Raw genomic sequence first — 23,838 nt, 5'->3', positions numbered from 1 at the left:
GCCATGGAGCAGACGCGCACCAACGGACACGCGAACGGCAGTCACGTCAACGGGCACGGGCAGTCGGTGGGCGCTTACGAGGGCGGCATCATCGAGAAGCGCAGCCCGGTCACGGGCGAGCGCCTCGGCGAGTTCCCGATCACATCGCGCGAGGGCGTGATCTCCGCCGTCGCGCGGGCACGCGCGGCCTTCGCGAGCTGGCGCGAGACGAGCGTCGAGGCGCGGCTCGCCATCCTCGATCGCATCAAGGAGGTCGTGCGCACGCACGGCGAGGAGTACGCGCGCCGCATCTCGGAGGACACCGGCAAGCCGCTCGTCGACTCGCTGCTCACCGAGCTGATGAGCGTGCCGCTCTACATCGACTACTACCGGAAGCACGCGCCGAAGATCCTCGCGCGCAAGAAGGTCCCGACCCCGATCCTCTTCCCCGGCAAGACCAGCTACGTCGAGCACTTCCCGGTCGGCGTGGTGGGGATCATCTCGCCGTGGAACTTCCCCTTCCAGCTCGCGATGGTGCCCGTCGTGTCCGCGCTGATCGCGGGCAACACGGTGGTGCTCAAGCCGAGCGAGGTGACGCCGATCACCGGGGAGATCATCGCGGAGATCTTCCGTCGCATCGGGATCCCCAGCGGCGTGGTCGAGGTGATCCAGGGCGACGGCACGACCGGCGCGGCGCTGGTCGAGGCCGAGGTCGACAAGATCTTCTTCACCGGCTCGGTCGCGACCGGGCGCAAGGTGATGCAGGCCGCGTCGAAGAAGCCGATCCCGGTGGAGCTCGAGCTCGGCGGCAAGGACGCGATGATCGTCTGCGCCGACGCGAACCTCGAGCGCGCGGCGAAGGCCGCGGTCTGGGGCGGCTTGGTGAACTGCGGCCAGATGTGCGTCTCGATCGAGCGCATCCTGGTCGAGGCGCCGGTGCACGATCGCTTCGTCGAGCTGCTGCGCCGCGAGGTCGCGAAGGTGAAGGTCGGCGGGCCCGACGAGCACGCCGACATGGGCCCGATGACGTTCCCGAAGCAGATCGAGACCGTCGAGCGCCACGTGAAGGACGCGATCGCGAAGGGCGCGAAGGTGCTCTTCGGCGGCGAGCGGCTGCCGCGCCCCGGGCAGTTCTACGCGCCGACGGTGCTCACCGACGTGCGGCCGGAGATGGAGATCTACTCCGACGAGACGTTCGGCCCGGTGCTGCCGGTGGTGAAGGTGCGCGACGTCGACGAGGCGGTGCGCATGGCGAACGAGCACCAGTACGGCCTGGTCGGCAGCGTGTGGACGAAGAACGTCGACAAGGGCCTCGCCATCGCGTCGCGCATGGAGTGCGGGCAGGTGACGGTCAACGACGTGATCGTGTCGGTGGGCAACCCCGCGCTGCCGTTCGGCGGCGTGAAGTCGAGCGGCTTCGGGCGCTACCACGGGCCCGAGGGGCTGCTGACGTTCACGCACCAGAAGGCGATCATGATCGACCGCGGGTGGAGCAAGGCGGAGCCGTTCTGGTTCCCCTACGGCCGCAAGTACCCCGCGATGCGCGAGGTGTTCCACGGCCTGCTCAGCGGGAACATGGCGCGGGCCCTCGTCGGGATGGTCAAGCTGAAGAAGCTCGGGGACTGATCTCTCCTGATCTCGAGACGAGACGGTCTCGGCGGGGGCGGGTGGCATGGTGCCGTCGCTAGTCCTCGCGACCGGCTCGCGGTGCGGGTGAGATGGCTGGAAGGCGGGGTCGTTCGAGGCGGGGCGCGTTCGCGCTCCGCCTCGAACCGTTCGGGGCTGTGGTCGGCGGCTGGATGGGTCGCTGCGGAAGCGCTCCGGCACCATGCCACCCGCCCTGCTGGTAGCGCTTCGGCCTGCATGGGTCTCACCCGCCTCGGTGGTGGTGAATGCAGCGGCGGCTCGGTCCCGCGCGTCGCGCGGGATCGAGCACGCCGCGGACCGGCAGCGCGCTTCGCGCGGCTGGGGGCCGACTGGAGCGGACGAGGAGCGAAGCTTGGCTCGAGGCTCTCGTGCGACGTGCTCGGACGAGCGAGCGCTGGTGGGTCGATGGGATCGAGGTGGTGATCGAACGGGCGGTCAGCCTTCGGTCCACCACCGCGAGGGCATCACCGCACCACCGCGCGCCCATCGAGGCACCACCGCGGCGGTGGTCTCGGCACCACCGCGGCGGTGGTCACTGCACCACCGGCCGCCCATCGATCCACCACCGCCGCGAGATCGCGTGAATCTGCCGAGAAAACGCGCGATCTCGCGCCGTGATCGACGCTCAGCGCTTCGGAGATCGCGCGGAAACGACCTCGCGCCAGCGCGGATCGTCGCGGAGCGGCGCGAGATCGTCGTCGCTCTCGAGCTTCACGACGTCGTCGAAGCCCGATCTCACCGCGTGTCCGATCCAGTCGAGGCCGGCGTCGACGCGTCCGAGCCTCGCGCACGAGCACGCTGCGTTGTAGGCGTGCGTCGGATCGTGGAATCGGTTCCATCCGAGCTCGCTCACCGCGAGCGCGGGCTCGTACTGCTCGGCGTAGAAGAGCGCGGCGCCGATCGTGAGGTGCGCGTGGGTCGAGAGGCGCGCGCCGCGCAGGCTGCGCAGCATCGCGACCGCGCGCTCGGGCTGGCGCGCGTCGATGTGCGCGGCCGCGAGCACGAGCCCGGGGAGATCGCCCGGCGTGTCCTGCCACGCGCGCTCGAGCGCGAGCATGCCCTCGGTGTGTTTGCCCTCCGCGAGCAGGAGGCGCGCGGCGAGCAGCGCGCTCGGGCGGAACCGGGGAGGCATACGCCGGCTGATCTCGAGCGCGGCGCGCTCGCGACCCGCCTCGAGGTGCGCCCACGCGATCGTCTCGAGCAGGCGCGCGCGCAGCGGCGCGCTCGCTTCGTCGTCGGGCGTGCTCGCGAGGATCGTGTCGCACGCGGTGATCGCGTCGTCCTCGCGGCCGCCGCGGATCGCGTCCCATGCGTCCTCGATCGCGCGCTCGATCGCGGGATCGATCGGCGCGCGCGCCGGGATCGATCCGTCGCCCTCGGGCGCGCCGAGGGCGCGCATCGACTGCATGCCCGCGAAGAGCGCGATGAACGCGAGACCGGGCACCGAGTACGTCATCGCGACGACCGCCGCGATCGCCGAGAGCGCGATCGACGCGTAGCGCGCGAAGCGGGGTCCGCGCGGGCCGAACATCGAGGTGAGCGTCACCTCCATGACGTGCCCTCCGTCGAGCGGCAGGATGGGCAGGAGGTTCAGCGCGCCCCACCCCAGGTTCACCCAGAGCGCCTGCTCGATCGCGTCCTGCTCGAGCGAGCCCGGCTCGAACGTGCCCCAGCGCGCGGCGATCGCGATCGGCAGCGCGAGCGCGAAGCCGGCGGTGGGACCGGCGAGCGAGACCACGGCGCGCTTCCACCCCGAGATGCGCGGGCCCTCGCCCCAGTGGGTGAGACCGCCCATCGCCCAGAGCTCGATGCGCGGCGCACGACCGAGCGCGCGCATCGCCCACGCGTGACCGAGCTCGTGCACCAGCACCGAGACGAACACGATCGCGATCCACGACGCGACGTGCGCCCACTCGCCCTCCTGGAGATGGCGGGGCGACGCGAGCATCAGCGCGACGAGCCAGAAGGTCGGACGCACGTGCACCGGGACGCCGAAGAGCGAGAACCGCATCGCGAGCGCGATCCTAGAGCACTGATCCGGTTGGCGGTCCAGGGACCGGGCGGGCTCACGCCGACGTTGCGGTCGACGACGTGGACGCGGTCAGCGACGGCCGGTTTCGATACCTTCGCGCGCACCCCGACGCGAGTAGCATCGCGCGGATGCAGTGCCGTCTCGCGTGGGTGTTGGTGATCGTGGCGCTCGTGGGATGCGGGGACGACGACGGGACCGTCGTCGACGGAGGCGCGAGCGACGCGTGGGTCGATCCCGGCGAGGCGATCGCGCGCTTCGATCCCGAGGCGATCGGCAGCGACTTCTTCGCGTTCCCCTTCCCCTCCGATCTGCGGCTCGAGGAGGACGGCACGCCGGACCTCGCGGGCTATCCGAACCCACGCGGCAGCGACCTCCTGAACGATCTCCTGCCGCTCGCCGACGAGCGCCGCGGCTGGCCGGTGGTGCCCGCGATGTACGTGCGGTTCTCGGCGCCCCTCGGGGCGCGCTCGGCGGACGACGTGATCGCGGCGGAGCGCGACGCGCCGATCCTGCTGGTCGACGTCGATCCCGACTCGTCCGCGCGCGGCGCGCTGGTGCCGGTGGTCGCGGCGACGATGCCCGAGGACGGATCGACCGGCGCGCATCTGCTCGCGGTCTCGCCTCGGCCCGGGTTCGTGCTCGCGCCCGATCGCACGTACGCGCTGGTGGTGATGCGCGCGCTCGGCGATGCGCTGGGACGCCCGCTCGGCGTGCCCGACGCGCTCGCGACGCTGGCGCGCGGCGAGACCCCCGATGCGCCGTGGGGCGCACGCGCGGCGGAGGTCTACGCGCCGCTCTTCGAGACGCTCGCGATGATGAACGTCGACGTGGGCGAGGTCGCGGCGGCGACGGTGCTGACGACCGGCGACGTGGTCGCGGACCTCCACGCGATGTCGGAGCGCGTGCTCGCCGCGCACGACGTGACGATCGAGTCGCTGGCGCTCGAGCACACGTGGGATCGCTACTGCGAGCTGCGCGGGACGATCTCGATGCCGCAGATGCAGCGCGGCACGCCGCCGTTCGCGACCGAGGGGACGTTCGAGCTCGATGCCGCGGGCACGCCGATCGAGCAGCGACGCGAGACGGTGCCGGTGGTGATCACGATCCCGCGCGGCGAGATGCCGGCGAGCGGATGGCCGCTGATGGTCTACTTCCACGGCTCGGGCGGGGTCGCGTCGCAGGTGGTCGATCGCGGGCCGCGGGTGGAAGGCGGAGAGCCCGCGGCGGGCGAAGGGCCGGCCCACGTGATCGCGGCGCACGGCTTCGCAGCGGTGGGCGCGGCGCTGCCGCTGAGCCCGGATCGCGTGCCGGGCGCGGGCGACACCGCGTACCTGAACCTCGAGAACCTCGGCGCGTTCCGCGACACGTTCCGTCAGGGCGCGCTGGAGTCGCGGCTGCTCGTGGAGGCGATGACGCGCACGACGATCGCGCCCGAGGTGATCGCGTCGTGCGGGAGCGCGGGCGAGCATCGGTTCGACGGCGACGCGTTCGTCGCGCTCGGCCAGTCGATGGGCGGGATGTACACGAACATCGTGGGCGCGATCGAGCCGCGCTTCCGCGCGCTGGTGCCGACCGGCGCGGGCGGGTACTGGTCGTACTTCATCCTCGAGACGAGCCTGGTGCCGGGGGCGGCGGGGCTGCTGGGCGCGCTGCTCGGAGCGAACGGAAGGACGCTCACGCACCTGCATCCCGCGCTCTTCCTGCTCGAGCTGGCGTGGGAGCCTGCGGAGCCGCTGGTGTACATGCCGCGCTTGTCGCGGCGTCCGCTCGAGGGCGTCGCGTCGCGTCCGGTCTACGAGCCGGTGGGCGAAGGCGACTCGTACTTCCCGACGCGGGTGTACGACGCGGTCGCGCTCGCGTACGGGCACGAGCAGGCGGGCGACGTGGTGTGGAGCTCGATGCAGGACGCGCTCGCGCTCGACGGGCGCGAGGGCGTGCTCGGGTATCCGGTGCACGCGAATCGAACGTCGGAGCGCGGCGACGCGTACACCGGCGTGGTCGTGCAGTACGCGGGCGACGGATTCAGCGATCCCCACGACATCTTCGTGCAGCTCGAGGCGGTGCGGCACCAGTACGGGTGCTTCTTGCGCAGCGTGATCGAGGGACGAGGAGGCGTGGTCGTGGCGCCGGGAGCGAACTGCGGGGAGTGAGAAGCGCGAACGGCCGGCGCGATCGGGATCGCGTCGGCCGTCGTTCGTGCCCCCAAGCGCCCCGCGCACGCGCCGCCGAGCGAGAGCAAGCGGGGCTGGGGCCCCGCGCGCAGCGTTCGGGGTGGGGGGCCCCGATCCGGCTTTGCCGGTCGGGGGGGAGGGGTCTTCCAAGACCCCTCCGAGAGCTCAGCCCGGGGGAATCGGCGTGGGCGCCGGCATCGTCGCGGTGATCTGGTACTCGCCGCGCGCGCCCTGCGCGTCGTCGCGCACCATCATCCCGCCCGCGTTGATGACGAGCGAGGGATCACGATCGTTGCCGCTCGTGTTCACGTCCGCGACCAGCGTGCCCGGAGGCCAGCTCGGATCGCTGCACGGGTTGTAGCCACCCTCGCTGTCGCCGTAGACGACGGTGCCCGCGCACGTGACCTGCCAGCGGCAGTCGAAGCCGTACTGCCCGGGATCGACCGCGGTCTGGGTGAACGTGCACTGCGTGCCCGCCGCGACGCCCGGCAGATTGCCGCTGACGAGCGCGACCGTGGCCGAGCCGGTGCGCAGGACGGTGCCCGGCGCTGCGCCCGCGCCGGCCGCGCCGAGCGGCGGAGGAGGCGGGAGCGTCGGATAGCCGACCGGCGGCGGGATGGGCGGAACGACGCCGCCCGCGCCGAGCGTCGAGGGCGTGAGCGAGGGGTTCGTGGTGAGCCCCAGCGTGTACGTCGCGCTCGCGTTCGCGGCGTAGGTGCCGACGAACACGTTGTAGCTGCCGGCCGCGAGGTTCGTGAGCGCGACCGCGGGGTTGAGCCCGTCGCTGTCGTCGTTGCACACGTAGCTGCCGTCGGGCTGGCGCACGACGAGCGTGGTGTCCTGATCGGAGCGCACCAGCACGTGGAGCTGGGGCATGGGCCCGGTGATCTGCAGCGTGTGGCTCGGGATGATGCCGACGTGGCCGCGGCAGGTCGGGCTCAGCGTGCTCGCGTCGGTCGGGCCGCCCGCGCTGCCCGCGAGGATCATCGGGTCGGGCGCGAACCCGGGGCCGATGCTGGTGGTGGGGCCGGTGACGGTGAAGTTGCCGCCGCCGAAGCAGCAGCCGCCGAGCGCGACGAGCGCCGTGATCGCGACGAGACGTTTCATGAGTGGCTCTTCTCGCTCCTTCGGAGTTCGGGACGCGACGGTAACACGAGGGGGCGATCGCTCGGAGATCGCACCCCGTGCGATGATGCGCGGTGATGTTCTCGCGGTGGCTGTGGGTGAGCGCGGTGCTCTTGGTGATCGGGTGCGCGAAGGCGGGGCCGCTCCGCAATCCCGACGCCGGTCACCACAACGAGAGCGATGCGCAGCCACCGGGCCTCGATGCGTCGCTCACCGACGCCGGCACCACGCCGATCGACGCGCAGACGATCGAGACCGACGCGTGGACGCCACCGATCGACGCGTGGGTCGCGCCGCCCGTCGACGGAGGCACGCCGCCCGGCACCGGCGCGTACCTCGATCGCTGCACGACCGACGGACAGTGCGCGAGCGCGCGCTGCGTCGACGATCGCGGGGGCACGCGCTTCTGCACGCGAACCTGCACGAACCACCTGCAGTGCGCGCGCGAGCACCTCTGCGTCGACGGCGTCTGCGTGCCCGACGACACCGGCGAGCCGTGCAACACCGCGACACCCGACACCTGCTCGACGACGCTCTGTCTCGGCGACCCGTCGGGCGGCCAGTGCGTGCGCGACTGCGCGAGCGCGGCCGACTGTCCGGCGGGTCACGCGTGCACGACCTTCGACACGTCGGGGCGCCGGGTGTGCATCGACGTCGAGCGGCCGTGCAGCGCGGCGTCCGACTGTCGCACCGGGATCTGCATCCCGGGGATCGGCTGCACCGGGCAGTGCCGCAACGCAGGCGACTGTCCGCGGCGCTTCGGCGAGCTCGGCGTGCCGCCCTACACCTGCGGCACCGCGAGCGGCGCGACCGGGACGATCTGCCTGCCGCCCGACGACATCCTCGGCGACGATCCGATCGGCGCGTTCTGCGATCCCGATGCGAGCCTCAACGCGTGCCGCAGCGGCGTGTGTGATCCCGGCGCGACGCCGGCCGCGATGTGCACCCAGTCGTGCACCGAGCAGGGCGGATGCGCGGTGGGCCTCGGCTGCGCGCCGATCCCGGCGGGCGAGATGTTCGTGTTCGCGTGTCAGCGCGCGGGCACGCGCGACATCGGCGCTGCGTGCGCGGGCGCGAGCGAGTGCCACAGCGCGCTCTGCGCGGCGGACGGCGGGTACTGCACGCGGCTCTGCGGCGACGGGACCTGCCCGACGGGCTGGTCGTGCGTGCCGGTGCCCGGTGTGCCCGACGTGGCGATCTGCCGGCGCCCTTGAGCGTCGTGGGCTAGCCTGCGCGCCGTTTTCGACGGCGAGAGGCGATGCAGGCGTTCGGTGATGCGATGGCGCTCGGGTGCGCGCTCGCGTGGGCGCTCGCGGTGCTCGCATTCCGTCGGGTGCAGGGCGTCGGCCCTGCGGCGCTCAACCTGTTCAAGAACACGCTCGCGAGCGCGATGCTCTTCGCGACGATGCTCGCGACCGGGCTGCGCTTCGATCTGGGGCGCGAGTGGAGCGATTGGGGCGCGCTCGCGCTGAGCGGCGTGCTGGGGCTCGCGGTGGCGGACACGCTCTTCCTCGCGGGGCTGCGCCGAGTGGACGCGTCGATCGCGGCGGTCGCGGACTGCGCGTATGCGCCGACGGTGCTCGCGCTCTCGGTGGTCGCGCTCGGCGAGCCGATCACGACGGGCTTGTGGATCGGCGCGCCGCTCGTGGTGCTCGGGCTCGCGGTGGTGGGATGGGAGCCGCGGGGCGAGGCGAAGCCGGTCGATCGGCGCGGGCTGGTGCTCTGCGTCGCGGGGGTGATGACGACGGCGGTCGCGGTCGTGCTCGCGAAGCGGGCGCTCGATCGCAGCGAGCTGATCGAGGCGACCGCGGTGCGTCTGGTCGCGGGATCGATCGCGCTCTTCGCGTGGGAGACGATCGCGGGACGGCGGCGCGAGGTGCTCGCGCTCTTCCGCGAGCGCGAGTCGTGGAAGTGGGCGGTGCCGGGCGCGGTGCTCGGCTCGTACGTCGCGATGATCCTGTGGCTCGGCGGGATGAAGTACGGCGCCGCGTCGCGCGCCGCGCTGCTCAACCAGAGCGGCGCGGTGTTCGTGCTGGTGCTCTCGCGCATCGGCGGCGAGGTGGTGCCGGCGCGGCGGTGGATCGGCGCGGGGATCGCGATCGTGGGCGTGGCCGCGGTGCTGGCGTGGTGAGGAGAGAATGGCGGACGCGGTGCGAGTGAGGGCGGCGACGCCCGACGATGCGGGAACGATCCTGCGCTTCGTGCGCGCGCTCGCCGCGTACGAGCGCGAGCCCGACGCGGTGGAGGCGACCGAGGAGGTGCTGCGCGCGCAGCTCGCGTCGGCGCGCCCGCCCTTCGAGTGCTTCGTGGCGGAGATGGACGGAGCGCCGGTGGGCTTCGCGCTCTTCTTCGCGACGTACTCGACGTGGCGCGCGACCACCGGGATCCACCTCGAGGATCTCTGGGTCGAGCCCCACGCGCGGCGGCACGGGGTCGCGCTGGCGCTGATGCGCGCGATCGCGCGCACGCTGATCGAGCGCGGCGGGGCGCGGCTCGAGTGGCGGGTGCTCGACTGGAACGAGCTCGCGCTCGGGTTCTACCAGCGGCTCGGGGCCAGCGCGCTCGGCGAGTGGGAGACGATGCGGCTCGATGGCGAGGGGCTCGCGCGGCTCGCGCGCGGCTGATCTTCCGCGCGAGGTGGCTCGCGCGTTACCATCCGAATCGTGCAGTGCCACCAGCCGCTCTTGCGGGCGAGCGCTCTTTTTCTCGCGCTCCTGACGCTGGGCGCCTGCTCCGATCGGACCTCGCTGCTGGTGCGCGTGACCTCGGACCTCGCGGTGCCGGGGGAGATCGACGCGCTCGAGATCGACGTGCGCGGTGGCTCGACGGGCGCGACGGTCGAGCGCGACGTGGCGCTGCACGGGGGCTGGCCGCAGACGCTCTCGGTGCGGCCCGGCGAGATGGAGTCGGGCGAGGTGACGATCACCGTGACCGCGACGCGCGGCGGCGCGTTCGTGGTGCGGCGGGTGATCGGCTCGGCGTTCGTGCCGGGCGTCGAGCGCGTGGTGGACGTCGAGCTCGGCGGCGCGTGCCGCGACGTGCGGTGCGACGAGGGCGTCGACTGCGTCGCAGGGCGCTGCGAGACGCCGACGCGCGACGGAGGCCCGGACGACGCCGGGCGCAGCGACGCGGGCATGCGCGACGCCGCGACGTGTGGCTCCGACGGCGACTGCGACGACTCGGTCGGCTGCACGATCGATCGCTGCACCGACGGCGCGTGCGAGAACGTGCCCGACGACACGACCTGCGCGGTCGGCGCGACCTGCGATCCGGTCGAGGGCTGCCCGCCGCGCGCGTGCGACGGCGACGACGCGTGCGACGACGATCGCGCGTGCAACGGCATGGAGCGCTGCGTCGACGGCGAGTGCGCGCTCGGCACGGCAGTCGACTGCGACGACGCCGATGCGTGCACCGACGACGTGTGCGACGAGGCGATGCGCGGCGAGTGCGTGCACCGCACGCGCGACGCCGATGGCGATCGCGCCGGCGACGCGACCTGCGCGATGATCGGTGAGGTCCCCGCCGACGACTGCGACGACACCAACCCCGAGGTGTTCCCCGGCGCGCCCGAGATCTGCAACGGCATCGACGACGACTGCGAGGGCGGCTGCGACGAGTCGTTCACCTGCTGCCGCGGCGAGACCGGGAGCTGCGACACGACCTGCGGGACGACGGGCACGCGGGTGTGCACCGCGACGTGCGGATGGTCGGTGTGCTCGCCGCCCGCCGAGACGTGCAACGCGGTGGACGACGACTGCAACGGCGGGGTCGACGACGTGTTCGCGTGCGTGCGCGGCGCGTCGCAGCCGTGCACCACCGCGTGCGGCTCGACCGGCGAGCGCACCTGCGGCGACGACTGCACGTGGAGCGCGTGCGTCGCGCCCGACGACGTGTGCAACGGGCGCGACGACGACTGCGACGCGAGCACGGACGAGAGCTTCGAGTGCGTGTCGGGCACGACGACGGCGTGCACCACGACCTGCGGCACCGCCGGCTCGCGCGCCTGCGACGCGAGCTGCGCGCTCGGCGCGTGCACTCCGCCGGCCGAGGGCTGCAACGGCATCGACGACGACTGCGACGGCGACACCGACGAGACCGTCGAGTGCAGCGTGGGCGCGATGGAGGCGTGCACCACGAGCTGCGGATCCACGGGATCGCGCGCTTGCAGCGCGAGCTGCACCTGGAGCGCCTGCACTCCGCCCACCGAGACCTGCAACGGCAACGACGACGACTGCGACGGGCGGATCGACGAGACGTTCACCTGCGTGCCCGGCGCGACCGGCACCTGCTCGACGGGATGCAGCACGACGGGCACGCGCGTGTGCAGCGCGTCGTGCACCTGGGGCGCGTGCACGCCGCCGGTCGAGGCGTGCAACGGCGCCGACGACAACTGCGACACCCGCTGCGACGAGACCTTCGCGTGCTGCGCGGGCAGCGCCGGGACGTGCACCACGTCGTGCGGCACCACGGGCTCCCGCACCTGCAGCGCGGCGTGTGGTTGGAGCACGTGCTCGCCGCCCGCCGAGGCGTGCAACGGCGTCGACGACGACTGCAACGGCGCGTGCGACGACGGCTTCACCTGCTGCGCGGGGCGCACCGGCGCGTGCACGACGTCGTGTGGATCGACCGGCTCGCGCACCTGCGCCGGCGACTGCTCGTGGGGCTCGTGCGCCGCGCCGCCCGAAGCGTGCGGAGGCGGCGACGACGACTGCGACACCCGCGTCGACGAAGGCTTCGCGTGCTCGCCCGGCGCGACCGGCCCGTGCACCACGTCGTGCGGCACCGCGGGCACGCGCTCGTGCGGCGCCGACTGCGCGTGGGGCACGTGCACGCCGCCCGCCGAGGCGTGCAACGGCGTGGACGACAACTGCAACGGGCTCACCGACGAGGGCTGCGGCGCCTGCGTCGGGTGCACCGGCGCGATCGCGGTGTCGGGCGCGGGCGGTCGCTACGACGTGATGCTCTCGTCGAGCAGCCACTCGGGCACCTGCGGCGGCACCGGCGCCGAGGGCGTGCTCACGTTCACGCTCTCGAGCGCGAGCGACGTGTTCATCACGACGCACGGCTCGGCGGTCGACACCGTGCTCTACGTCCGCAACTGCTACTGCAACGGCGCCGAGCGCGCGTGCAACGACGACGCGGACGGCCGCACCTCGTCGGCGCTGCGCCTGACGAACCTGCCCGCGGGCACGTACCAGGTGTTCGTCGACACGCGGAGCGCCGCGAGCGGGACCATCCCGGTCGACGTCTACATCACGCCGCCGGGCACCCAGAGCGATCGCTGTGGCAACCCCAGCGCGATCCTCCCGGGCGCGACCACGCTCTCGGGCGACACCTGCGCGTTCACCGCCGACTACGTCAACGCGAGCGTGACCGACTGCGACTACACCGGGACCGGCGCGTCGCGCGAGCGCGTCTACTACTTCGTCGTGCCCGGCACGACGAGCCGCACGGTCTCGTTCAGCGGGTGCACCGGAGGCACCAGCTTCGACTCGACGCTCTACGTGCGCTCGGTGTGCAGCGATGCGTCGGTGACCGCGCAGCGCATGTGCAACGACGACGGCTGCAGCGGGAGCGGGTGCAGCGGCGGGCTGCGATCGTCGATCTCGGCGACCCTCGCGCCCGGCCTCTACTACTTGTTCGTCGACGGCTACCAGAGCGGCAGCTCGGACTGCCCGTGCGGCGCCTACTCGCTCTCGATCAGCGGCTTGTGATCAGAACGCGAGCAGCGGCAGCGTGACGTTGCCGAGCGATCCGTCGCTCGGCCCTTCGCTCGCGACCGCGACGCCGACGCCGATCCCCACGCCGGCGCCCACCACCGCGACACCGATCAGCGTCCAGAACCACCACTCGCCGGTCACGTCGCCGCTCGGCGCTTCGCCGCGGTCGTGCTCCTCGACCGTCGTCGCCGCGCTCGCGACCACGACCGGCGCAGCCGCGGGCACCTCGACGACCAGCGGCGCCTCGGGCGATCCCACACGCGCGAGCACGTGCCCCGAGGGCGCGGCCGCTTCGATCCAGTACTCGATCGTCTGCGCGGCATCGTCGCTCGGGAGCGCGATGCGCCCCGACGCCGTGCCCTCCGCGTCGAGCGCGAGCACCACGATGCTCGCGCGGGACGCGCCGCGCGCGCGGTGGGCCAGGCGGATCTCGTGCACCGCGTCGGCGTGATCGACCACGCGCGCGGTGATCTCGGGCGCGGTGCGTCGCTCCCCCGCGGGCGGCGTGTGATCGATCGTGATCGCGAGCGGCATCGCCGACTCGCGGGCGCGCGCGAACGCCGACTGCACCACCGGGCTCGCGTCGGGATCGTGCAGGCGATGCGCGGGATCGCGCGCGTAGAGCGTCGCGAGGGCCTCCCGCGCCGCGGCCTCGTCGCGCATCGCGAGGTGGATCGTGGCGAGCACCTCGAGCGCTTCGTTGCGGGTCTCGGCATCGAGATCGGTCCGCGCGAGCAGCGCCTGCGCGGCGGGCAACGCGGTGCGGTAGTTGGCGCGCAGCGCGAGCTCGCGCACCTCCGCCAGCTGCGCGCTCGCGGGCGGCGCGTCCTGCGCGTGCGCCTGCGTCGCCGCGACGAGCGCGATCACGACGACGATCACGAGCCTCGACGAGCCTCGGAGCGCCGCACCTCGTGTCATTCGCGAAGCGTATCCGAAGTTGTGGTAGCTTTTCGACCAGGATGTCCTCCCCGGGGCAGAAGGGCGGCAGTCGCGACCCGACCGACGAGGAGCCCGACGCGAGGACCGAGGTGCGCAAGCCGCTCGGCGCCGACGCGCAGGAGGCGAGCCGTTCCACGCTCCCGCCCAAGCGCGACATCCCGAACCACGTGCTGGAGCACGCGCGCGTCGTGCAGGGCGCGCGAAGGCCCGATCCCTCGACGCCCCCACCGCCGCCTGCGCGCAAGCTGCCGCCGCGCCCCGCCGCGATGCCGCCGCCGCCGTCGCGCCTGCTCGCGAACGAGCTCGCGCCGCGCACCATCGAGACGGTCGACGACGCCGAGCACGCGCCGATCGGGATGGACTCGGTCGAGGTCCCGCTCGACGCCGAGCCGACGCCGCCGCCGATCTCCGGGGCGCGCCCGACCTCGCGCGGCTCGCTGCAGATGCCCGCGATCTGCACCTACGGGCGCTTCGAGATCCTCGGTCGTGTCGCGTTCGGCGGGATGGCGGAGATCTTCCTCGGCCGCGAGACCACGAGCGTCGGCGCGACGCGCTTGCTCGCGATCAAGCGCATCCTCGCGCACGTCGCCGACGATCCGCAGTTCGTCGAGATGTTCCTCGACGAGGCGCGCCTCGCGATCCAGCTGACGCACCCGCAGATCTGCCACATCTACGAGTTCGGCGAGCTCGAGGGCTCCTACTTCATCGCGATGGAGTGGATCCACGGCGCGCAGCTCGGGAAGCTCATCCGCAAGGCGCGCGGGCGCGGCGGCATCGCGCCCGAGATCGGCGCGCGCATCGTCGCGTACGTCGCGGAGGCGCTGCACTACGCGCATCGCGCGCGCGACGCGAACGGCGAGGCGCTCGGGATCGTCCATCGCGACGTCAGCCCGCACAACGTGATGGTGAGCTTCGACGGGCAGGTGAAGCTGCTCGACTTCGGCATCGCGAAGGCCCAGTCGCACACCACGAAGACCCAAGCGGGCGTGGTGAAGGGCAAGTTCTCGTACATGTCGCCGCAGCAGTGTCTCGGGAAGCCGATCGACGCGCGCGCCGACGTGTTCGCGCTCGGCATCTGCCTCTACGAGACGCTCACCGGCGAGCCGCTCTATCACCGCGCGACCGAGTACGAGACGATGCGCGCGGTCATCGAAGATCCGGTGCCGTCGATCCGGACGGTGAACGCGGCGCTGCCGATCGAGCTCGACGCGATCGTGCAGAAGGCGCTGCAGAAGGAGCCGGGCGATCGCTTCACGACGGCGGGCGAGATGCAGTCGGCGCTCGAGGACTGGCTCGCGAAGATCGGCAAGGCGGTGACCACCACGCGCATTGCGTCGCTCATGGAGACGCTCTTCGAGGAGCAGATCCAGGCGGGCCCGCTGGTCGACTCGACACCCTTCGGCGAGAGCTTCCGGCGGCGCCCCTCGGTGAGCGCGCAGCGCGTGTCCGAGCCGCAGGCCGCAGCACGCATCGAGGGCACGCCGCTGCCCACGTCGATCGAGGACGCGCCCCCGACGAGACGCTCACGCACCGCGATGATCGGGAGCGCGGCGGCGATCGCGGCGATCGCGTTGATCGGCGCGGCGGTGGTCGCGAGCGGTGGGCTCGAGACGGCCCAGCCGATCGACCCTGCGCCGGTCGCGGTGGAAGCGGTCGCGCCTCCTCCCGTCGAGGCACCTCCTGCGCCGACTACGGGACGGCTCGTGCTGCGCGGCGCATCGGCGGATGCCGTCGTGCGCATCGGGGATCGCACGCTCGGCGAGGCCGAGCTCGCGGCCCCGATCGAGCTGCCCGCGGGCACGCACCTCGTGCACGCCGAGCGGCCCGAGCATCGCCCGTACGATCTCGGGATCGAGGTGCGCCCCGGCGAGTCGATCGAGATCGAGCTCGAGTGGGTCGCGCTGCCGCGCGTGGCCGAAGCGCGCGGCCCGGTCGCGCGTCCGGGGCACCTCTCGATCAACACGCGGCCCTGGTCGAAGGTCTACGTGGGCGCGCGTCTGCTCGGCACCACGCCGATCGGCGAAGCGAGCGTCCCCTCGGGCACGGTGCGCCTGCGCATCGTCGATCGCGACGGGCGCACGTTCTCGCGGACGGTGCGCGTGCAGCCGGGCGGCGACGAGAGCGTGTTCTACGACCTCGACGAGTGAAGGCTCACGAAGGGCACGGCCATACATCGGGATCGCCTCGGGGGGTTCCGGCATGTCTTGGTCGTCTCGTGCTCGCGCTGCGGGCATGGCGCTCCTGTCCGCGTCGTTCGTGAGCGGCTGCACCTGCGGTGCGCCGATCGGCCCGCTCGACGACGTCTACATCCCATCGCTCGACGCAGGGACCGACGCGCAGGTCGATCTCCCCGACGGCTCGACCTGCAACGCGGTGACCGGCGAGCGCTGTCCCTGCGCGGCCGAGGGCGAGACGCGCTCGTGCTCGACCGGCGGCGTCGGCGCGTGCGGCATGGGCACCCAGACCTGCGTCGTGACGTTCGAATTCCCGGTGTGGGGCCCGTGCGGCGACGTCGCGGAGCCGAGCGACGAGACCTGCAACGGCGTCGACGACGACTGCGACGGCACGCTCGACGAAACGCTCGGCGAGCTCACGTGCGGCGAGGGCGCGTGCCGCACCACCGTGCCCGCGTGCGCGTCGGGCGTCGCGCAGGAGTGCACGCCGCTCGCCGCGCTCGGTGAAGAGTGCAACGGCGGCGACGACGACTGCGACGGCGCGATCGACGAAGCGCTCGGCAGCTCGATCTGCGGCACCGGCGCGTGCGAGCGCGAGGTCGCGGCGTGCGACGAGGGCGTCATCGGCGTGTGCACGCCGGGCGCGCCGACCGTCGAGGCGTGCGACGGCGAGGACGACGACTGCGACGGCATGACCGACGAAGGTCTGGGCACGATCTCGTGCGGTCGCGGCACGTGCGCGCGCACCGTCGCCGCATGCACCGCCGGAACGCCCGGCGTGTGCACGCCGGGCACCGCGGGCAGCGAGACCTGCGACGGCACCGACGACGACTGCGACGGCACGATCGACGAGGGCTTCGGCACCACGGTGTGCGGCGTCGGCGAGTGTCGTCGCGTGGTGCTCGCGTGCTCGGGCACCGGCGGCGGGACCTGCACGCCGGGCACGCCGAGCCCCGAGATCTGCAATGGCCTCGACGACGACTGCGACGGCACCGCCGACGACGGGATCGCGCAAGTGCGCTGCGGCGTCGGCGCGTGCGCGCGCATGCAGGCGGGCTGCGTCGGCGGTGTGCCCGCGACGTGCACGCCCGGCATGCCGAGCGCCGAGGCGTGCAACGGCATCGACGACGACTGCGACGGCGCCGTCGACGACGGGCTGCCCGATCTCACCTGCGGCCTCGGCGCGTGCCGACGCACCGCGACCGCGTGCAGCGGCGGCGCCCCGGGCACGTGCACGCCCGGCACGCCGGGCACCGAGGTCTGCGGCAACGGCGTCGACGACGACTGCGATGGCGCGGCGGACGAGCTCTGCGCGTGCGATCCCGCGGTCGATCGTGACTTCGACGGATCGAACGAGTGCCTCGACTGCGACGACGCGAACGGCGCGGTGCGCCCCGGTCGCACCGAGCTCTGCAACGGCACCGACGACGACTGCGATCGACGGATCGACGAGGCGTTCGACGCCGATCGCGACACCTTCGGCACCTGCTCGAGCGATCCCACCCAGCGCGACTGCGACGACACGCGCGCGAGCGTGTACCCCGGCGCGCCCGAGCTCTGCGGCCCCGACGGGCGCGGCGACGGGATCGATCAGGACTGCGACGGATACCTCGACGAGCTGTGCAATCCGTGTGATCCGCGCGACGACGACGGCGACGGACTGAGCGAGTGCGCCGGCGACTGCGACGACACGAACCCGAACGTCTCGCCGCGGGTCGCCGAGCGATGCGACGGAGTCGACACCGACTGCAATCGATTCACCGTCGACAACTGCGGCGTGAGCGAGCCGTGCAACTTCTCGAGCGGCGCCGACGTGTGCCGCGACGATCTGCTCTGCGGCTGCGTCGTGGGCGGCGGCGGGATGTGCACCGGCAACTACGTGTGCACGTCGTTCTGCGAGGGCAGCTACACCGGCTCGCTCGGCGCGGGCTGCACCGCCACGCAGACGTGCCGCTATCGCGTGACGATCACCGACAACCTCCACGGCTGCGCGGAGAGCACGGATCCGATCGGCACGCTGATGGGCGGCGCCGTATGCACCGGAGACGCGCAGTGCCGCAGCGGCGACTGCGATCGCTACTGCATCGGGCCGGGGTGCAACACCCAGCGCTGCGTCGACTACTGCACGCACCACGCGCCCGGGACCTCGGGCAGCTGCGCGAGCGGGACGATCTGCGAGATCGTGTCGGTCGCGGGAACGTCGCCGCTGATGTACGCGCGCTGCGCGCTCGACGACAACGGCACCGGCACCACCGGCGCGGCGTGCGGTCGCGCGGGCCAGCCCGGGTGCATGTGGGGCACCCAGAGCTGCGTCAGCGGTGTGTGCGCGCAGCCGTGCGCGGCGAACGCGCAGTGCCCGAGCGGCACGCACTGCTCGGTGCGCGGCAACGCGACGACGATCGGCACGTTCGGGAGCGACGCGCCGGCGCCGATCCGCGGGATGATGGCGATCGAGACGGTGCCGGTGTGTCTCGCGAACACCGGCGCGGGCCTGCACAACCGCCAAGCGGGCGCAGCGTGCACGCAGAACGGCGACTGCGAGAGCCAATTCTGCGAGCGCTCGCTGGGCGTGTGCATCGATCTGTGCACGAGCGACGACTCGTGCCCGACCGGGCTGGGATGCGAGCTCGCGTACCTGCGCGCGCCGACCGGTGTGGTGTCGTCGCGCGTGTGTCTGTCGGCGAGCTACGACGGGCTCCTGAGCTCGTTCTGACGATCGGATTGGTCAAGCTCGCTTGACCAGTCCGGTTTGTTGCTGGCAGGCACGGACGTTGCGGAGACTCCGGCTCGAGGGAGCTGGAGGAACGATGGACTCACACAACGGCACGCACGCGTTCTGCGCGAAGATCGCGATCGCACTGACCTTCGCGCTCGTCGCAGCGCTCGTGCATGTGCCAGGACGTGCGGCCGCACAGGCACAGCCCGTGAACCCCGGGCAACAGGTCGTGATCGTGCAGCAGCCGGCTCCGGGTTATTCGCCGTACACACCCGTGAGCCCCGAGCCGCAGCGCCGCGAGCGCGGGCCGAACGTCGGGCTGATCGTGACCGGCTCGGTGATGCTCGGCGTCGGCTGGATCGTGAACGGCTTCGTCGGGATCTTCGCCGGCTCGTCGATCGACGGAGTCGACGACGAGCGCTGGGACGCCTTCCGCTACTCGAGCTGGGTGCCGATCGCGGGGCCGTGGATCCAGCTCGCGGTGAAGCCCACCGCGTTCGACTCGGACGACTGGGGCACGTGGCTGATCTTCGACGGGCTCTTGCAGGCTGCGGGAACCGCGCTGCTGATCGCCGGCATCGCGACGTCGGGCGGTGACGAGGAGCCCGCGTTCTCGATCCTGCCGAGCGCCGGTCCGCATCACGCGGGGCTCTCGGTCGCGGGCCGGTTCTGAATGGTCAAGCGGGCTTGACCATGTGCGGGTAGCATCGGGGGATGGTCCGTCGCCCCGACGATCCCGAGTGCCGCGACGAGCGCGCGAGCCCTGCACAGCTGCTGATCCGGTGCGCGCGGCGCATCGACGAGCTCGCGCTCGAGCGCATCTCGACCAGGACGCGCATCCCGATCCGGCCTTCGCACGCTGCGCTCTTCCCGCATCTCGATCTCGCGGGCACACGCCAGACGGAGCTCGCGCGGCGCGTGGGCGTGAGCAAGCAGGCGATCCACCAGCTCGTCTCGGAGCTCGAGGCGCTCGGCGTCGTGGAGCGCGTCGCGGACCCGAGCGACGCGCGCGCGACGCTGGTGCGCTTCACGAACAAGAAGGGGCGATCGCTGCTCGTCCTGCTCGCTGAGATCGAGCGCGAGATCGAGCAGGCGATCGGCAAGGAGCGCATGCGCGCGCTGCACGACGCGCTCGCGCGCATCGACGCCCACCTCGATCACGAGGAGGGCGCGCGCGCAGCGCCGCGCACCCGCGCACGACGCGCGGACTGAGTCGGCTCGCCCGACATCTGTTCGCGCGGGCTCGCCCCCATTCGAGCACCGCGCCATTCACCTGCTCGCCCCTACACACTCGCGCCGCGGCGCGTCAGCCGAGCGTGCGCAATCGGCCGAGACGCGTCGTCACGGTGGCACTCGCTGGCGCCACCGCTACGCAGTGACGCGCGGCTCGCGCACGCGGCTCACGCGAGCCGAGGGCACGAGTGCTCGAGCGGCAGCGCGAGCGCGCCGAGCTCGCTCGTCGCATGCACGTCGTCGCGCTTCGCAGTGCGCGGCTCGTTGGGACGCCGCCACGCGCGCGCGACCAGCGACTCGGCGCGATCGTCGGTGAAGTGTCCCAGCGCTTCGAACTGCAGAAGCTCGTGCTCGTGCGTCTCCATGTCCGTCCTCCTCGTGTGTGCGGCTGCGTCGCGCCGCGGATGCGTCGCGGCCCTTCGAGCACGGTGCGCGCCACGACGCACCGCGTAGAGATCGCGCCGCAGCGCGTCAGCTCTGTTGGTTAGAATCGGGCTCCCCATGCCCGAGCTCCCCGACATCACGCTCTACATCGAAGCGCTGGAAGCGCGCGTGATCGGACGCACGCTCGCGTCGATCCGGCTCGCGTCGCCCTTCGTGCTGCGCTCCGTGGATCCGAAGATCGCGGACGTGGTCGGGCACGAGGTGATCGGGCTGCGCCGGATGGGCAAGCGGATCGTCCTCGCGATCGAGCCCGACGTGTTCGCGGTGGTGCACCTGATGATCGCGGGACGCTTCCAGTGGAAGGACGAAGCGAAGGCGAAGATCCCCGGCAAGGTCGGCCTCCTCGCGTTCGACTTCGTGAGCAAGGACGGCGCGGAGCACGGGACGCTGCTGCTCACCGAGGCCTCGACCAAGAAGCGCGCGAGCCTGCACCTCGTGCGCGGCGAAGCGGCGCTGCGCGACTTCGATCGTGGTGGGCTCGAGCCGCTCGGATCGACGTTCGAGCAGTTCAAGGACGCGCTCACCCGCGAGCGCCACACGCTCAAGCGCGCGCTCACCGACCCCCGCTTGTTCTCGGGCATCGGCAACGCGTACTCCGACGAGATCCTCCACCGCGCGAAGATGTCGCCGGTCACGCGCAGCGATCGCCTCGACGACGCCGCGATCGCGACGCTGCATCGCGCGACGATCGACGTGCTCGACGAGTGGATCGATCGGATGCGCGCCGAGCTCGCCGGCGGCTTCCCCGCGAAGGTCACCGCGTTCCGGCCCGAGATGGCGGTGCACGGCAAGTACGGACAGCCGTGCCCGGTGTGCGGGACGAAGGTGCAGCGCATCGTCTACGCGGAGAACGAGTCGAACTACTGCCCTCGCTGCCAGACCGAAGGAAAGCTGCTCGCGGATCGATCGCTCTCGCGTCTGCTCAAGGGCAACTGGCCCAAGACGATCGAGGAGCTCGAAGGTCGTTGATCCTCGACTGGCATGCTCACTGCGTGGCGCGCGCGCCGATGTGCCGCGTTGTGCTGCTCGTGATCGCGATGCTCTCGCTCTCGTGCCGCGAGCCCGATGACGAGGGCCCCTTCCCCGCCGACTTCGAGCGTGAGTGGACCGAGGCGCGCGACGGCTGCACGCTCAGCCACGATCACGAGCTGCGCTACATCCGCGTGTTCGCGAACGACGGCGCGCTCGGCCCCTACACCCAGCAGGACTCGCCCTACCCCGTCGGCGCCGCGCTGCTCAAGGCGGAGTACGACGATCCCGAGTGCACCGAGGTGCTCTCGTTCGTGCTGATGGAGAAGCTCGAAGCGGGCACCACGCCGGCCGAGGAGCACGACTGGACGTGGCGCCGCTTCGATGCGCAGCGCCGTGAGATCTTCGATCGTCGCGCGATCCCGACGACGTGCATCGACTGCCACGCTTGGCATTGCGAGGAGCCCCCGTATGGCTGGGACTACACCTGCCCTCCCGGTTCGACCGAGCCGACTCCGCGTTGAGATCGCGCTCTTCGCGCTGATCGCGATCGGATGTCCCGGGCCGAGCGAGGAGCCGGTGCATCGCGTCGTGATGGAGCAGCTGCCCGCGGGGTTGCTCTCGGTGTGGGGGACGAGCGCGCGCGACGTGTGGACCGTGGGCGCCGATCCCGGCGATGGTCCGTACGTGCTGCGCTACGACGGCGACGCGTGGACGCGCATCGCGACCGGCGCGCAGGGCGACGCGTGGTGGGTGCACGGCTTCGAGAGCGACGGCTCGGTCTTCGTCGGCGGCGAGGGCGGGATGATCCTGCGCTGGGATGGAGCGTCGTTCTCGCGCATGGAGACGCCGAGCGACACGCCGACGATCTTCGGCATCTGGGGCAGCGGGCCCGACGACGTGCTCGCGGTCGGTGGGCTCGGTCGCGCCGCGGGGTTCGTCTGGCACTACGACGGGAGCGCGTGGCGCGCGATCGATCTGCCCGAGGCGCTGATGGGGCGCTCGCTCTTCAAGGTGTGGGGACGCGCGCGCGGCGATGCGTGGATCGTCGGCACCGACGGAGCCGTGCTGCACTGGGACGGCGAGGGGCTGACGATGCACGACGCGGGCACCACGCGGACGCTGTTCACGGTGCACGTCGGACCCGACGGGAGCGTCGCGGCGGTGGGTGGCGCGGGGTCGGGCGTGCTCGTCGTGCGCGATCCCGAGGGCGTCTGGCACGACGTGGCACCCGAGCTGGTGCCTCAGCTGTTCGGGGTGTTCCTGACCCGCGACGACGGTCGAGCCGTCGGGATCAACGGCAGCTTCGTGCGTCGCGAGGGCGCGACGTGGGTGATCGACGAGACCGATCTCGCGCTGGCAGAGACCCTGCATTCCGTGTGGATCGACCCCGACGGCGGCGTGTGGGCCGCGGGCGGACAGGTGCTCGCAGAGCCGCTCGAGCGCGGTCTCTTGATCTATCAGGGGCGCGAGGAGATCGCGCCGTACGAGGGGGAGTGATGGGAGCGAGGCTGCGAACGCTGGCGGTGCTCGCGGGCGGCGTGATCGCCGCGGCGGGGCTCGGCGCGTGCGAGAGCGGATGTCCCGACGAGCGCGGCGTCGCGTGCGTCTACGCGGGCACCGGCGAGCAGGCGCTCGGCGAGGACGGATTGCCGGCGCGCGAGACCGCGATCTACTGGTCGATCGATCTCGAGTTCGCGCCCGATGGGACCGCGTACTTCCTCGACTGGAACAACCACCTCGTGCGCCACGTGCGCGGCGACGGAACGGTCGAGACGGTGATCGGCGACTTCATCGGCGACGGGCCGCGCCTCGATCCGCAGCGCGAGTTCGACGGCACCGGCGTGCCCGGTCGCGAGGTGTCGCTGAACCACCCGACCGATCTGCAGTTCGACGAGCAGGGTCGGCTCTATCTGATGGCCTGGCACAACCACAAGCTGCGCACGTGGGATCCGACGACCGGCCTCGTCGAGGTCGTGTGCGGCAGCGCGCCGGGCTATCGCGGCGATGGCTCGACCGATCCCGCGGCAGCGCGCTTCAACCAGCCCAAGGCGCTGGTGCGCGCGAGCGACGGCACGTTCTACGTGCTCGATCAGCGCAACTTCTTGGTCCGACGGATCACGCCCGACGGGATGGTCTCGACGGTCGCGGGCACGCCGCCGATGCCGGGCACGATGCCGATGCCGGGCTACGAGGGCGACGGCGGGCCGGCGACCAGCGCGCGACTGCGCTTCGAGGCGGGCGGCAATCCCGAGCCCAGCGGCGGGCTCGCGCTCGACGAGGAGCGGAACGTCCTCTACATCGCCGACGGGCTGAACTTCCGGATCCGCGCGGTCGATCTCGGGACCGGTGTGATCGACACCGTGCTCGGCACCGGCGAGATGGGCTACGAGGGCGACGGCGGGCCCGCGGCGAGCGCGCGCATCTCGCACGTACGCGATCTCGAGATCGGCCCCGATGGTCGTCTCTACTTCGCCGACACCGAGAACCACGTGGTGCGCGCGTGGGATCGCGACGACGACGTCGTGACCACCGTCGTCGGCACCGGCGAGCGCGGCACCGGCGCGGAGGGCGCGGACGCGACGTCGGTGCAGCTCGCGCGGCCGATGGGCGTCGCGTTCGGGCCCGACGGCGCGCTCTACGTCGCCGACACCGAGAACAGCCGCTTCCTGAGGGTGCCCCTGTGAAG

Annotated in this window: 18 protein-coding genes; 14 read left to right on the top strand and 4 right to left on the bottom strand. The window is 72.3% G+C overall.

Annotation, left to right across the window (positions count from 1 at the left end):
* Window positions 1-3: 3 nt before the first annotated feature.
* Window positions 4-1,605 carry an aldehyde dehydrogenase family protein gene (locus I5071_RS41100; protein WP_236518862.1) on the top strand — a complete coding sequence of 534 codons (1,602 nt, stop codon included), beginning with the start codon at window positions 4-6 and terminating at the stop codon, window positions 1,603-1,605.
* A gap of 646 nt (window positions 1,606-2,251) precedes the next feature.
* On the opposite strand, the gene I5071_RS41095 is transcribed toward I5071_RS41100, so the two are convergent.
* Entirely contained in the window at window positions 2,252-3,637 is a 1,386-nt protein-coding gene (locus tag I5071_RS41095; RefSeq protein ID WP_236518861.1) for a site-2 protease family protein, read from the bottom strand.
* A gap of 149 nt (window positions 3,638-3,786) precedes the next feature.
* On the opposite strand from I5071_RS41095, the gene I5071_RS41090 reads away from it, so the two are divergent.
* Window positions 3,787-5,808, top strand: coding sequence for a hypothetical protein (locus I5071_RS41090; RefSeq protein WP_236518860.1), 2,022 nt, complete (start codon window positions 3,787-3,789; stop codon window positions 5,806-5,808).
* Window positions 5,809-5,994: 186 nt separating this feature from the next.
* On the opposite strand, the gene I5071_RS41085 is transcribed toward I5071_RS41090, so the two are convergent.
* Complete coding sequence (locus I5071_RS41085) at window positions 5,995-6,936, bottom strand: hypothetical protein (protein ID WP_236518859.1); 942 nt, start codon at window positions 6,934-6,936, stop codon at window positions 5,995-5,997.
* 95 nt (window positions 6,937-7,031) lie between these two features.
* Between I5071_RS41085 and I5071_RS41080 the strand changes: the two genes are divergently transcribed.
* From I5071_RS41080 to I5071_RS41065, 4 genes are all read left to right on the top strand, one after another.
* Window positions 7,032-8,168 (top strand): hypothetical protein, encoded by a 1,137-nt coding sequence (locus I5071_RS41080; protein ID WP_236518858.1) that lies wholly within the window; start codon window positions 7,032-7,034, stop codon window positions 8,166-8,168.
* A gap of 44 nt (window positions 8,169-8,212) precedes the next feature.
* The gene (locus tag I5071_RS41075; protein ID WP_236518857.1) at window positions 8,213-9,085 is read left to right on the top strand and encodes a DMT family transporter; all 873 of its coding nucleotides are present in this window, start codon (window positions 8,213-8,215) and stop codon (window positions 9,083-9,085) included.
* Window positions 9,086-9,092: 7 nt separating this feature from the next.
* The gene (locus I5071_RS41070; RefSeq protein ID WP_419249617.1) at window positions 9,093-9,578 is read left to right on the top strand and encodes an N-acetyltransferase family protein; all 486 of its coding nucleotides are present in this window, start codon (window positions 9,093-9,095) and stop codon (window positions 9,576-9,578) included.
* Window positions 9,579-9,707: 129 nt separating this feature from the next.
* Window positions 9,708-12,668, top strand: a complete 2,961-nt coding sequence (locus I5071_RS41065; RefSeq protein WP_236518855.1) for a putative metal-binding motif-containing protein — start codon at window positions 9,708-9,710, stop codon at window positions 12,666-12,668.
* Here the strand turns inward: I5071_RS41065 and I5071_RS41060 are convergent, their stop codons facing one another.
* Window positions 12,669-13,592 (bottom strand): hypothetical protein, encoded by a 924-nt coding sequence (locus I5071_RS41060; protein WP_236518854.1) that lies wholly within the window; start codon window positions 13,590-13,592, stop codon window positions 12,669-12,671.
* Between the two features lie 41 nt (window positions 13,593-13,633).
* Between I5071_RS41060 and I5071_RS41055 the strand changes: the two genes are divergently transcribed.
* The 4 genes from I5071_RS41055 to I5071_RS41040 all read left to right on the top strand — a co-directional run bounded on the left by I5071_RS41055 (window position 13,634) and on the right by I5071_RS41040 (window position 19,715).
* The gene (locus I5071_RS41055; RefSeq protein WP_236518853.1) at window positions 13,634-15,760 is read left to right on the top strand and encodes a serine/threonine-protein kinase; all 2,127 of its coding nucleotides are present in this window, start codon (window positions 13,634-13,636) and stop codon (window positions 15,758-15,760) included.
* Between the two features lie 85 nt (window positions 15,761-15,845).
* Entirely contained in the window at window positions 15,846-18,500 is a 2,655-nt protein-coding gene (locus tag I5071_RS41050; protein WP_236518852.1) for a putative metal-binding motif-containing protein, read from the top strand.
* Window positions 18,501-18,594: 94 nt separating this feature from the next.
* Window positions 18,595-19,176 carry a hypothetical protein gene (locus I5071_RS41045; protein ID WP_236518851.1) on the top strand — a complete coding sequence of 194 codons (582 nt, stop codon included), beginning with the start codon at window positions 18,595-18,597 and terminating at the stop codon, window positions 19,174-19,176.
* Between the two features lie 41 nt (window positions 19,177-19,217).
* On the top strand, window positions 19,218-19,715 hold the full coding sequence (locus I5071_RS41040) for a MarR family winged helix-turn-helix transcriptional regulator (protein WP_236518850.1): 498 nt from the start codon (window positions 19,218-19,220) through the stop codon (window positions 19,713-19,715).
* A gap of 188 nt (window positions 19,716-19,903) precedes the next feature.
* Here the strand turns inward: I5071_RS41040 and I5071_RS41035 are convergent, their stop codons facing one another.
* Entirely contained in the window at window positions 19,904-20,101 is a 198-nt protein-coding gene (locus I5071_RS41035) for a hypothetical protein (protein WP_236518849.1), read from the bottom strand.
* 136 nt (window positions 20,102-20,237) lie between these two features.
* Here I5071_RS41035 and I5071_RS41030 point away from each other — a divergent pair, with 136 nt between their 5' ends.
* From I5071_RS41030 to I5071_RS41015, 4 genes are read left to right on the top strand one after another with little or no spacing between them, the layout of a single operon-like run.
* Window positions 20,238-21,149, top strand: coding sequence for an Fpg/Nei family DNA glycosylase (locus I5071_RS41030; RefSeq protein ID WP_236518848.1), 912 nt, complete (start codon window positions 20,238-20,240; stop codon window positions 21,147-21,149).
* Window positions 21,150-21,172: 23 nt separating this feature from the next.
* Window positions 21,173-21,673: a hypothetical protein gene (locus tag I5071_RS41025; protein ID WP_236518847.1), complete on the top strand. Its 501-nt coding sequence runs from the start codon at window positions 21,173-21,175 to the stop codon at window positions 21,671-21,673.
* Between the two features lie 55 nt (window positions 21,674-21,728).
* Window positions 21,729-22,649, top strand: a complete 921-nt coding sequence (locus I5071_RS41020) for a WD40/YVTN/BNR-like repeat-containing protein (RefSeq protein WP_236518846.1) — start codon at window positions 21,729-21,731, stop codon at window positions 22,647-22,649.
* Window positions 22,649-23,836 carry a hypothetical protein gene (locus I5071_RS41015; RefSeq protein WP_236518845.1) on the top strand — a complete coding sequence of 396 codons (1,188 nt, stop codon included), beginning with the start codon at window positions 22,649-22,651 and terminating at the stop codon, window positions 23,834-23,836. Before I5071_RS41020 ends, I5071_RS41015 begins: the two co-directional genes overlap by 1 nt.
* Window positions 23,837-23,838: the final 2 nt, after the last annotated feature.

The organism is Sandaracinus amylolyticus (genome assembly GCF_021631985.1).
Lineage (GTDB): Bacteria > Myxococcota_A > Polyangia > Polyangiales > Sandaracinaceae > Sandaracinus > Sandaracinus amylolyticus_A.
This window is presented reverse-complemented; position numbering and strand designations above follow the sequence as displayed.

What these genes read in the sequence shown, in the direction of transcription:
- I5071_RS41040 (WP_236518850.1), top strand. Translation starts at nt 19,218, where the DNA reads ATGGTCCGTCGCCCCGACGATCCCGAGTGCCGCGACGAGCGCGCGAGC.
- I5071_RS41055 (WP_236518853.1), top strand. Translation starts at nt 13,634, where the DNA reads ATGTCCTCCCCGGGGCAGAAGGGCGGCAGTCGCGACCCGACCGACGAG.
- I5071_RS41080 (WP_236518858.1), top strand. Translation starts at nt 7,032, where the DNA reads ATGTTCTCGCGGTGGCTGTGGGTGAGCGCGGTGCTCTTGGTGATCGGG.
- I5071_RS41035 (WP_236518849.1), bottom strand. Translation starts at nt 20,101, where the DNA reads ATGGAGACGCACGAGCACGAGCTTCTGCAGTTCGAAGCGCTGGGACAC.
- I5071_RS41050 (WP_236518852.1), top strand. Translation starts at nt 15,846, where the DNA reads ATGGCGCTCCTGTCCGCGTCGTTCGTGAGCGGCTGCACCTGCGGTGCG.
- I5071_RS41015 (WP_236518845.1), top strand. Translation starts at nt 22,649, where the DNA reads ATGGGAGCGAGGCTGCGAACGCTGGCGGTGCTCGCGGGCGGCGTGATC.
- I5071_RS41100 (WP_236518862.1), top strand. Translation starts at nt 4, where the DNA reads ATGGAGCAGACGCGCACCAACGGACACGCGAACGGCAGTCACGTCAAC.
- I5071_RS41045 (WP_236518851.1), top strand. Translation starts at nt 18,595, where the DNA reads ATGGACTCACACAACGGCACGCACGCGTTCTGCGCGAAGATCGCGATC.
- I5071_RS41090 (WP_236518860.1), top strand. Translation starts at nt 3,787, where the DNA reads ATGCAGTGCCGTCTCGCGTGGGTGTTGGTGATCGTGGCGCTCGTGGGA.
- I5071_RS41085 (WP_236518859.1), bottom strand. Translation starts at nt 6,936, where the DNA reads ATGAAACGTCTCGTCGCGATCACGGCGCTCGTCGCGCTCGGCGGCTGC.
- I5071_RS41070 (WP_419249617.1), top strand. Translation starts at nt 9,093, where the DNA reads ATGGCGGACGCGGTGCGAGTGAGGGCGGCGACGCCCGACGATGCGGGA.
- I5071_RS41030 (WP_236518848.1), top strand. Translation starts at nt 20,238, where the DNA reads ATGCCCGAGCTCCCCGACATCACGCTCTACATCGAAGCGCTGGAAGCG.
- I5071_RS41060 (WP_236518854.1), bottom strand. Translation starts at nt 13,592, where the DNA reads ATGACACGAGGTGCGGCGCTCCGAGGCTCGTCGAGGCTCGTGATCGTC.
- I5071_RS41095 (WP_236518861.1), bottom strand. Translation starts at nt 3,637, where the DNA reads ATGCGGTTCTCGCTCTTCGGCGTCCCGGTGCACGTGCGTCCGACCTTC.
- I5071_RS41075 (WP_236518857.1), top strand. Translation starts at nt 8,213, where the DNA reads ATGCAGGCGTTCGGTGATGCGATGGCGCTCGGGTGCGCGCTCGCGTGG.